Source organism: Idiomarina baltica OS145 (assembly GCF_000152885.1).
Classification (GTDB): Bacteria; Pseudomonadota; Gammaproteobacteria; order Enterobacterales; family Alteromonadaceae; genus Idiomarina; species Idiomarina baltica.
In genome coordinates, this window is record NZ_CH672412.1 from 1 (window position 1) to 9,133 (window position 9,133).

The 9,133-nt window shown below is 46.5% G+C and carries 10 protein-coding genes and 1 pseudogene; 2 read left to right on the forward strand and 9 right to left on the reverse strand.

Annotation, left to right across the window (positions count from 1 at the left end; translation table 11 throughout):
* Nucleotides 1-180, reverse strand: a 180-nt coding sequence (locus OS145_RS12785; protein WP_006957033.1) for a GTP cyclohydrolase, FolE2/MptA family, incomplete at its 3' end; no start/stop codon positions are given.
* Between the two features lie 188 nt (nucleotides 181-368).
* On the opposite strand from OS145_RS12785, the gene OS145_RS12790 reads away from it, so the two are divergent.
* Entirely contained in the window at nucleotides 369-722 is a 354-nt protein-coding gene (locus OS145_RS12790) for an Hpt domain-containing protein (RefSeq protein WP_006957034.1), read from the forward strand.
* Here the strand turns inward: OS145_RS12790 and arcA are convergent.
* The 8 genes from arcA to OS145_RS12830 form a co-directional block, all read right to left on the reverse strand.
* Nucleotides 716-1,438, reverse strand: coding sequence for a two-component system response regulator ArcA (arcA, locus tag OS145_RS12795; RefSeq protein ID WP_006957035.1), 723 nt, complete (start codon nucleotides 1,436-1,438; stop codon nucleotides 716-718). The genes OS145_RS12790 and arcA overlap by 7 nt on opposite strands.
* 113 nt (nucleotides 1,439-1,551) lie before the next feature.
* The gene (locus tag OS145_RS12800; protein ID WP_006957036.1) at nucleotides 1,552-3,171 is read right to left on the reverse strand and encodes a HAMP domain-containing histidine kinase; all 1,620 of its coding nucleotides are present in this window, start codon (nucleotides 3,169-3,171) and stop codon (nucleotides 1,552-1,554) included.
* 106 nt (nucleotides 3,172-3,277) lie between these two features.
* The gene (locus tag OS145_RS12805) at nucleotides 3,278-4,297 is read right to left on the reverse strand and encodes a class I SAM-dependent methyltransferase (protein WP_006957037.1); all 1,020 of its coding nucleotides are present in this window, start codon (nucleotides 4,295-4,297) and stop codon (nucleotides 3,278-3,280) included.
* A 3-nt stretch (nucleotides 4,298-4,300) separates the two neighbouring features.
* Nucleotides 4,301-6,004: a flagellar assembly protein A gene (locus OS145_RS12810; protein ID WP_006957038.1), complete on the reverse strand. Its 1,704-nt coding sequence runs from the start codon at nucleotides 6,002-6,004 to the stop codon at nucleotides 4,301-4,303.
* An 80-nt stretch (nucleotides 6,005-6,084) separates the two neighbouring features.
* Nucleotides 6,085-6,432 (reverse strand): Hpt domain-containing protein, encoded by a 348-nt coding sequence (locus OS145_RS12815; protein ID WP_006957039.1) that lies wholly within the window; start codon nucleotides 6,430-6,432, stop codon nucleotides 6,085-6,087.
* Complete coding sequence (locus OS145_RS12820; RefSeq protein ID WP_006957040.1) at nucleotides 6,425-7,450, reverse strand: succinylglutamate desuccinylase/aspartoacylase family protein; 1,026 nt, start codon at nucleotides 7,448-7,450, stop codon at nucleotides 6,425-6,427. The genes OS145_RS12815 and OS145_RS12820 overlap by 8 nt, the downstream gene beginning before the upstream one ends.
* Nucleotides 7,450-8,355 carry a 30S ribosomal protein S6--L-glutamate ligase gene (rimK, locus tag OS145_RS12825; RefSeq protein ID WP_006957041.1) on the reverse strand — a complete coding sequence of 302 codons (906 nt, stop codon included), beginning with the start codon at nucleotides 8,353-8,355 and terminating at the stop codon, nucleotides 7,450-7,452. The genes OS145_RS12820 and rimK overlap by 1 nt, the downstream gene beginning before the upstream one ends.
* Nucleotides 8,352-8,774 carry an ATP-dependent zinc protease family protein gene (locus OS145_RS12830; protein ID WP_006957042.1) on the reverse strand — a complete coding sequence of 141 codons (423 nt, stop codon included), beginning with the start codon at nucleotides 8,772-8,774 and terminating at the stop codon, nucleotides 8,352-8,354. The genes rimK and OS145_RS12830 overlap by 4 nt, the downstream gene beginning before the upstream one ends.
* A 159-nt stretch (nucleotides 8,775-8,933) precedes the next feature.
* Between OS145_RS12830 and OS145_RS13515 the strand changes: the two are divergent.
* Nucleotides 8,934-9,133 (forward strand): annotated as a pseudogene (locus OS145_RS13515) (EAL domain-containing protein); the annotation flags it as partial.

Genomic DNA, 9,133 nt, shown 5'->3' on the forward strand with positions numbered 1-9,133 from the left:
TTTTGCTTTTGGGTCTTTTAAATTAACAAAAGCTTCAACGTGAGCTGCAACAGGACGCTCTGATGCGTCAGAAGCTGCAACCATCATAGGTACTTCGATATTGCTCATGCCTACCCAATCTAAGGTCCCTTCAGTCTGGGCCTGTGTTTGGTTGGCTACGTCGGGCATACTGTTCGGCATTCGTTTGGAACTCCGCTCTTTCTTCAATTTATCAAGCATAAACTCTAGGTCCGGTAGTATATCTTAGATAGGGGGATCATTTCATTCCCGAAGCTAAAAATTAATCAAATAAAACCGATTAAAGGTATCGGTTGACTCAATGTACGATTACGCACAGGATAAGGTTTTAGATTCGAAATGGATAACTTATGACAAATTCGGATGTAATCGATACCGAACTGCTGCAACAATACTACGAGTCGCTGGGCGAAGATGGATTAGAAATGACGCTAAAAACCTTTGATCAAGTGATACAGGGTTATGCAAGCCTATTGCACGAAGCCGCGACGAAGAAAGACGAGGCACAGTTGCGCTCACAAGCGCACAAAGTCAAGGGAGCCTGTCGTTCCGTAGGACTCAAGGCTTTGGCCATATATATGGAAAACCTTGAGAAGGAGTCGTGGGATTGGCCAACCGCGGAACAGTGGCTAGTAGAGTGGGCTGACAATGTGATCCCACACCGTCAGCAGATTCAACAATGGCTAGAGCAACAGTCTCATTGAGACTCTTGCTCTACCTCGCCTATAAACCGATAACCTTCGCCATGAATGGTGGTGATTAAATTGGGCGTGTCTGGATGTGATTCAAAATGACGACGAATGCGACGAATAGCCACATCGACAGTTCGGTCATTAGGACGTAAGTCACGATCCAACATACGTTTTACGAGTGTCTCACGGTCCAGAATACGGCCAGGATTCGTTAAGAACAGTTCAAGCGCGCGGTACTCACTCTTGGGCAATCTAAACATTTGATTGTCGGGAGAGTATAAGCAACGGCTGTCACTGTTTAAACGCCAGCCGTGGAAGTTAAATTGTACACTATCGTTATCGACCGGGCTGCTTGAACGTGACGATTCGATGCGACGGCACAAGTTGCGAACACGAATAGTCAGTTCTTTAGGGTTATATGGCTTGATTAGATAATCGTCTGCACCAAGCTCCAGCGCAAGTAGACGATCATCTTCGCTGTCTCTTCCTGTTAAGAAGATAAGGCCAATGTTATCTCTTTCACGTAAAGACTCTGCAAGCTCGAGACCGTTTTTACCTGGAAGGTTAACATCCATGATAACAACATCGATACGCTCTTGACGCATGATATTTTCCATTTGCAAGCCGTCAGCAGCGTCAAATACTTCATAACCTTCTTGCTGAAAAAGTCGTGTTAATGTTTGGCGAGTAACCACCTCATCTTCAACAATTAAAAGTCTGGCGTTCATAAAGCAATGCGTTCCTAGCAATGAGTTCGAGTGACGAATTAAAATGTATTAAATACAGTTCTATTGATGCCACATTATGACTTTTGTTCAAAAATTTTCAACAAAAACCCCAGTTAAGTTTGATTTTCGCACGATTTGACCGGAAAACGAACAATAAATTCAACGCCGTGATTAAGTTCGCTAAAAAAGTGTATCTGACCGTCTAATACCTGGGTCACTAAGTTATAGACAAGGTGTAAGCCTAAACCACTACCGCCAGACCCGCGCTTTGTGGTGACGAAAGGATCAAATATCTTTTTACCGATCTCATTAGGAACACCTTTGCCATCATCGCGATAAGTGATTTCGAGTTCGCTTTCACGTCGTTCAAATAAAATGTTAACTTTTCCTTGTTCGCGGCGATCAAATCCGTGCACCATCGAGTTGGTAATTAAATTTATAAGTATTTGGTTCAAAGGTCCGGCTTTAGTGACCACACAAAGTCCTGGGTCAAAACTAATCTCAATTGGAAATTTTTCGATGTCGAGTCGACGCGGCTTAACCGAAATCAGCAAATCGCGAGTGAACTGTTCAATATCAATCGCTCTATCGATTTCAGTAGATTGGTCGACAGCCACTTGCTTAAAGCTTGTTACAAGATCCGCTGCGCGATTTAAATTGCGATAGATAATGGATAGATTTTCTGTGCAGTCTTCAAGAAAGCGAGCAAACTCATTGGTTGAAATGCGCTTTTCATCGAACTTTTCACGCATGACCTCCAGCTTATCTTGTAGCAGCGTTGAAGCGGTGACCGACAAGCCGATAGGCGTATTTACCTCATGGGCTATGCCGGCCACCATATCGCCGAGAGATGCCATTTTTTCCGACTCAACCAGTTGTCCCTGATACTTATGCAACTGTTCGAGTGTGGTGAGCAGTTCCTGGTTTGATTCGCGTAGTGCTTTTGTTCGTTGAGTAACTTGTTGCTCAAGCTCTGCGTTCAACTGACTGGCTTCTCGTTCCGCCTTTTGTTGGCGTAAAATATGATGTTGTACACGCTCGAGCATGATGTTGAGGGCATTACCTAATTCATTGAACTCATTAACGCGAGATTCCGGCAAGCGAAGGCCGTAGTCTTTGTTTCGCGATATCTGTGACACAATGTCAACGATCCTATCAAGCGGTTGACTTAATATACGGCGTAAACGCAGCGCTAACAATGTGCACATGAGCAGCGTTAATACAAAAACAGTGCACGCGACCGCAATCGAACGTAACTTGAAGAGTCTCAGTTCGTCGGCACTTGCGCGCAGATATACGTAACCGACGACTTGACCATCCAGCTGTATCGCTTGAGCAACCTCAATATAGTCGTCTTGTAAACGGGGTGCGGTTAATCTTTCTATTTGTGCAAACTTAGCAGGAATGGGGGCGAGCCCTTCCTTGTTATAACTTGAGAAAAAGCTCAGGTCGCCGCTCACAGTATCAATTTTATAGATATGTACATGTTGAATAAATTGGTTGTTGCTCAACGTCGCGAGCCGCCGTTGTTCCGCGGTGTTATCGCTAAATGCTAAGTTTTGCACTGCGTGCGCGGCAATCATTCGAGCATCGGATTCACTGCGTTCCAAAAGTGCTTGACGGTATTGGCTAACTTGGCTGAATAGATTGATACTGAAACCGATAGCAAGGGCGACAACGGTAATCAATAGAACAATGTAGATTAAGCCTCTTTTGAGCGAAATGGTTTGCATTATTTTGCTGTATAAACGACTTTGTTATCCTGTTTAGACTATGTTATCAAATGGTTAATGAGTGTGCATCTAAATATCAATGTATTCAGCGCGAAGATTTGTATATTCAACTTAAGCGTTTGCTTAGTAACACTTTAAACTTGCCATTATCAGCCAGTTCATCACAATGACCGAATACCTGCCGCATGTGTTCTGGCCACGGTAAGAACCGGTTCGCAACAATGACCAGTGTGCCGTTCGGTGCGAGTTTCTTAAATGCCTGTTTAATAAATTGCTCACCAATGTCGTAATCGGTGCGTAATCCGGTGTGAAATGGGGGATTGCTAAGGATCCAATTAAATGACCCATCGCTAAGGCTTGATAGACCGTCAGCGAGTATTAAACGTCCCTGGATGCCAAGCTTTTCCCAGTTCATTTGCGTACTCGCAATGGCCATTGGGCTAACATCGGATGCTGTCAGTTCGACGGCGAACTTCTGTGCGACGAGTGCGCCAATGACACCGCATCCACATGCAAAATCAAGCACTTTGCCTTGAATCGTCTCCGGCAAATGTTCAAGTAACAATGCAGTACCTGCATCCAGCCGGCCTTGGCTAAAAACTCCCGGGTACGCACTGAATGAGGCAGAAACACCTCGCCAATCCACATCGAATCCACTAAGTGCAGGTGCCTCTGAATCCGTCAACGGCTTTGTTAGAACGCGGGTTTGAAACAGTTGGCAATGATTACCCGAGGCAAGTTTTTGTGCTTTTAAAAAGGCGGGAGGCAATTTTTTTACCAAGCTAGTAACACCGCCGCGTTTTTCGCCGACGATCAGAATGCGAGCGGACGGGGCTTGAAGGGACAGTTGGTGCAGTATCCATTGGTTGAGAGACTGCTCCTTCGCAACCACCAACAGTATCAACTGATAAGCCTCGAGCTTTGGGGATAGCGCCTGAGTATAGGCATGTGAATAATGCATCGCATGACCCGCATGCAGACACCACGCGTTGTCGAACAGGGTTGCTAATTGGCTGCCATCGGGGTGTATCACTAAACGCTTATCGCGAGGAGTGGACAGCCACTCTGCATCTTGGTGACGGCTGAGTAGCCGAGCTACGGCATCAGAGGTCGATTGAGCGGGCATAAGTTATCTGAGGATATCCATTCGTAGTTCATGATCTTTAAGTAGTAACAGTGTACCACCTCGATGTTCCTTGATGCGCAGTTTTTTATGATCGTATTCGAGTTGAACACCAGGAAATACCTCTTTTGCTGCCATAATACGCAGTGTCGTATGATTTTTTAGCGAAGCGCGCATAACTTTGAGGTCATTCTGTATACTGCGTAACCTTTCAAGCTCCGACTTAGCGCCCGTTACAAGTGAGTGCTTCAGTGACTTTTGTTGCTCACTATTGGCAAGCGACTGGCAGCGTGTAATACCTTTTTCTACTCTTCTTAAACGGTAGGTTATCGCGCGCAATTGATAATATAACTGGCTCAGTGCCTGTAAAGTGCTGACTGGGGGCGGTGGTACACTGAGTATAAAACGTGTGAGTGTCCCTGCTCGAGCGCCCAATTGGCCTGCACAGATGTGGGCACAGGTCTCAAAGGTTCCGCCGATGATTTTTCCTCGAGCCGAGTTATCTTGCCCACCGATAAATGCCTCCCCATGACACACAACATGACAGTGAGTCAGTTGCCGGTCGATAGTCAGCGACTGATTACATTTTAAAAAAGCATACTGTGCATAGGCACACCAGATCGAATCATTGGCATGAAGCTTGGACGATAAGTGGGGGATATAAGCCTCATCACTTTGTAAACGTTGCTCATCTTCTGACGAGATGTGGCCAATGCAACCCTTACGAACGGTAATACTGCCACCAGCGAAAAGGTGAGCGGAATCAACATAACCAGCTACGGTGATATCACCCGTGCATTCAACGCGCATGCCTTCTGTGACGTTACCAGTAACAATAACACTGCCTTTGAACTTCACATGGCCGGTAGAGACATCAACGGTTTTCAGGGTAAGTACATCATCAACACTGGCAGAGTTGTGCGTAAACCAAGGCATCCCTGTGCGTGCGGCAATAATTGTCATTGGGTCATTATCATCAAAGCGAGCGCCTTCCCCAGGCGCCATGTCAGTATCTTCGCCGTCGAAGGCTTCGATGACATCACCTTTTACCGTGCAGCCGTGGCGACCCTTAGTCGGAGGATGTTTGCGCAGTAAAGGATCACCTTCCAACACCGTGATTTGTTCACCTAAATCACGCATGTCCACCGTTCCATCTTCGCGCTCTTGCGGACGTAAAACACGTTGCCGAGCATCGTCGACCAGTCGTTCAAACCAGGCATTATGCCCATTTTTCGCGGTCACGCCTCGGGCAATAATGGCATCAAAATGACTGCCCGGCTCGACGTTTTTGGCATGGTTGATGATTTTGTCGACCATTTTTCGCTTTATACCCGCTACGACTCCAGCGCCTTTGAGCGCTTCGAGGACATCTTGGCGTTCGATGGGCGTACCGCCTTGTGCGGCGTCACAGCTTAGGGTGGCGGTCATGTGGTCATCGCTGATTATCACGTATAGACGGGCGTCTTCCAGCGTGGCGATACGCTCAGAGTATCGGCTAGAGGGTGTCTGTTCACTCAGTTGCCATTGCTTAAAGTTTTTTAAGACTTGTTCAAAGACATTTTCATCAACCAACAGCGCCTCAGCAAAACGGCTCATTTCAAAAGCCGTCTTGATCTGCTCCGCGGTCGTGTCCTTTGCCGATTTTAAAACACTGACGTAGACATCATTGGCGGAGCGCTCGAATTGTATCGCTCTGCTGGACTCTGGCATAACATTTTGTTCGAATGTTTATTGTTATTGTTATATCGACTGATAATAGCGAAAAATAAACAAGATTGCGCTTATTTTAGTCAGTTATTTTGTGTTAAGTATTCTTTAATCTCGTCAAGGACTTGTGACAACTCAAATTGTATACTGCCAAGTGCTTTTATTCTTGAGTCATCACTCATACTTGTCCAGTTCTTAAATGCGCTTTCTGTTAGCTCGCTAAGAGACTGAGCACCTATGGTCGCACTCAGTCCTTTCAGAGCGTGGAGTTCTTGATAGAGCGCATCACTTGCGATGCTGTGATGCTGGCAAAAGCGATTTGCGTATTGTTCACAAAAGGCCTTTAGCACAGCTTGGTAAATATTCACTTGTCCGTCGCAGTGGCGCAAACCGCGCTGAAAGTTCATTGAGCAGTCAGTCATTTCATTCATAAGTTTCAGTAAAGGAATCTATAATATCGGTCGCTTCTTCTAAACTGTCTGACTCGAATTGTGCGATGTTAAATAGTGCTTCGCCTTCGTTTGCAACAGGGATGTTAGTACAGCCGATGATAATACCTGGCACGGGGGAGGTGATCACATCGACATCGTCACCATGCGGGCTGGCAATGTGTGCTAAAACTTGTTCAGGTTGCACTGTTTGCCCGAGTTCAACTTTGCGAAGCACCAAGCCATCTTTTTCGGCGCGTACCCAAGTAGAACGGCTTGAAATGACCGGCGATATTCTTCGGCCTTGGCGTCGTCCTTTAAGCATTTTGAGGTGCTTAAGTACATTAATAACACCAACCACGCCTGAGTTTATAGAGGCATCGTCAAATCGCAGCGCCTCGCCCGCTTCATACAAAATAAGTGGAATTCCTAAACTATTGGCTAACGCGCGCAAGGAGCCGTCCCGCTCTTTTGAATTGAGAATGACCGGAGAACCAAAGGCTTTTGCCATTGCCAAAGCACTCTCGTTATCAATGTCGACACGAATTTGTGGCAAATTACTGCGATGGATGGCACCGGTGTGCAAATCCACAATGTGCGAAGCCTTTTGGACAAGTTCCTCGTTAAAGAGGTGGGCAATACGGGAGCCTAAAGCGCCCCGTTCGGAGCCAGGAAAACAACGGTTAAGATCTCTTCGATCCGGTAAGTAACGGGATTGCTGAATAAAGCCAAATAGATTGACGATGGGCACAACGATGAGCGTGCCAGCAAGTTCCAATGGGTTAATGCGCTGAATGATTTGCCGACAAATTTCGATACCGTTCAGCTCATCGCCGTGAATTGCGGCGCTTAATAGCAGCACGGGGCCTGGCTTAACACCATGAAAAACATCGACTCTTAGGTCGAGCGGCGCATCGTTATATAAACGCGCTGCTGGCAAACGTACATGCTGGTGGCTGCCTGGCTCAACCCGACAGCCTGCCAATTCAAACACCGCCATACGCGGCTTTCTCGCTGCCATTAGCCGCGTCCCTTAGTGCGCGTTTTATGAGCTTTGGCATTCTTTTCCATGAATGCAATAATTTGACTCGCGACATCTTTTTCGGTCGCCGCTTCAATCCCCTCAAGTCCTGGCGATGAGTTAACTTCCATGACCAGAGGGCCGTGGTTAGAGCGTAACAAATCAACACCCGCTACATTAAGACCCATGGTCTTGGCGGCTTTAACCGCTGTTGCGCGTTCGGCGGGTGTCAGTTTAATCAGTGATGCGCTACCCCCACGGTGTAAATTTGAGCGAAACTCTCCCTCTTTTGCTTGGCGCTTCATAGCCGCGATGACTTTATCGCCGATAACAAAGCAGCGAATATCGGCGCCACCGGCTTCGCGAATATACTCTTGCACCATAATGTTTGACTGTAGTCCCATAAACGCTTCGATAACACTTTCAGCGGCTTGCCGGGTTTCTGCTAAAACGACGCCAATGCCTTGTGTTCCCTCGAGCAATTTAATGACTAGAGGCGCACCACCGACCATATCAATGAGATCAGGAATATCCTGAGGCTGACTCGCGAAACCGGTTGTGGGTAAACCGATCCCTTTGCGAGAGAGTAACTGCAGTGAGCGCAACTTGTCGCGGCTACGGGAAATCGCTACCGATTCATTCAGCGGGTAGGTTCCCATCATCTCAAACTGACGCAATACGGCAGTACCGTAGAAAGTCACGGAAGCACCGATACGAGGTATGACACAATCGTAATAAGGTAATTCCACACCATGTTTATGAATTGATGACTCTCGCGCATTGATGTTCATATAGCAGCTTAACGGATTTAGCACGTCGACGTCATGACCACGCGCTTTCGCAGCTTCGATTAAGCGACGTGTCGAATAAAGTTTGGAATTTCGAGATAGAATGGCGATTCTCATGGGCGCTCTCCTAGTTGATGAGCCAGTTCTGGATTTACCATAAACCGCTTCCGCATAGCTTGTCGACCTAGCAGCATGCGAAACTTCATAGTATCGCGGTTGGTTAAAGTGAGTTCAACGGGTCCATCAAACTGACCAAGACACAGTCGTGTTTTTATGACGTAGCGAACTTCCGTATGACCGCCGGAATCAGTGACTTCACGCTGGTCATGAATAGGGGCTTCAAAGACATGCTCCTCAACACTGTCTTGATGCGGATGAACATAGACACGAAGCCAAGGCTGTTCATCCTTTTCAAAAGGCTCTAATTTGAATGCATGCAAACAAGACGTCTTGGCACCGGTATCAACTTTCATGTGAATTGCATCAATCCCGATGTCGGGCAACTGCCCCCATTCTTTCCAACCTAAAACTTCCATTAAAATCTCCATTCGATATACGCAGCGCTTAATTACACTATATTCAAATAAAGGCAAGAAAAATTTGTCGTGGCGCGTGCATTTTTGTATTGATCAAAATCAGCCTATATTCCGTTACCTTAGATCACGCGATAAATAATTGAAACGAGGAACCTAAACATGGCGGCTTGTCCATCATGCGATTGCCAGTCTGAACTAGGCTTTGACATCAAAATGGCTTTTCAGCCGATAGTGAACGTGCACAGTAAAAACGTGTTTGCGTTTGAAGCCCTAGTAAGAGGCTCTAACGGAGAAGGTGCCGGTGAGGTATTATCTCGAGTCAATGATTCGAACAAGTATACCTTTGATCAAACGTGTCG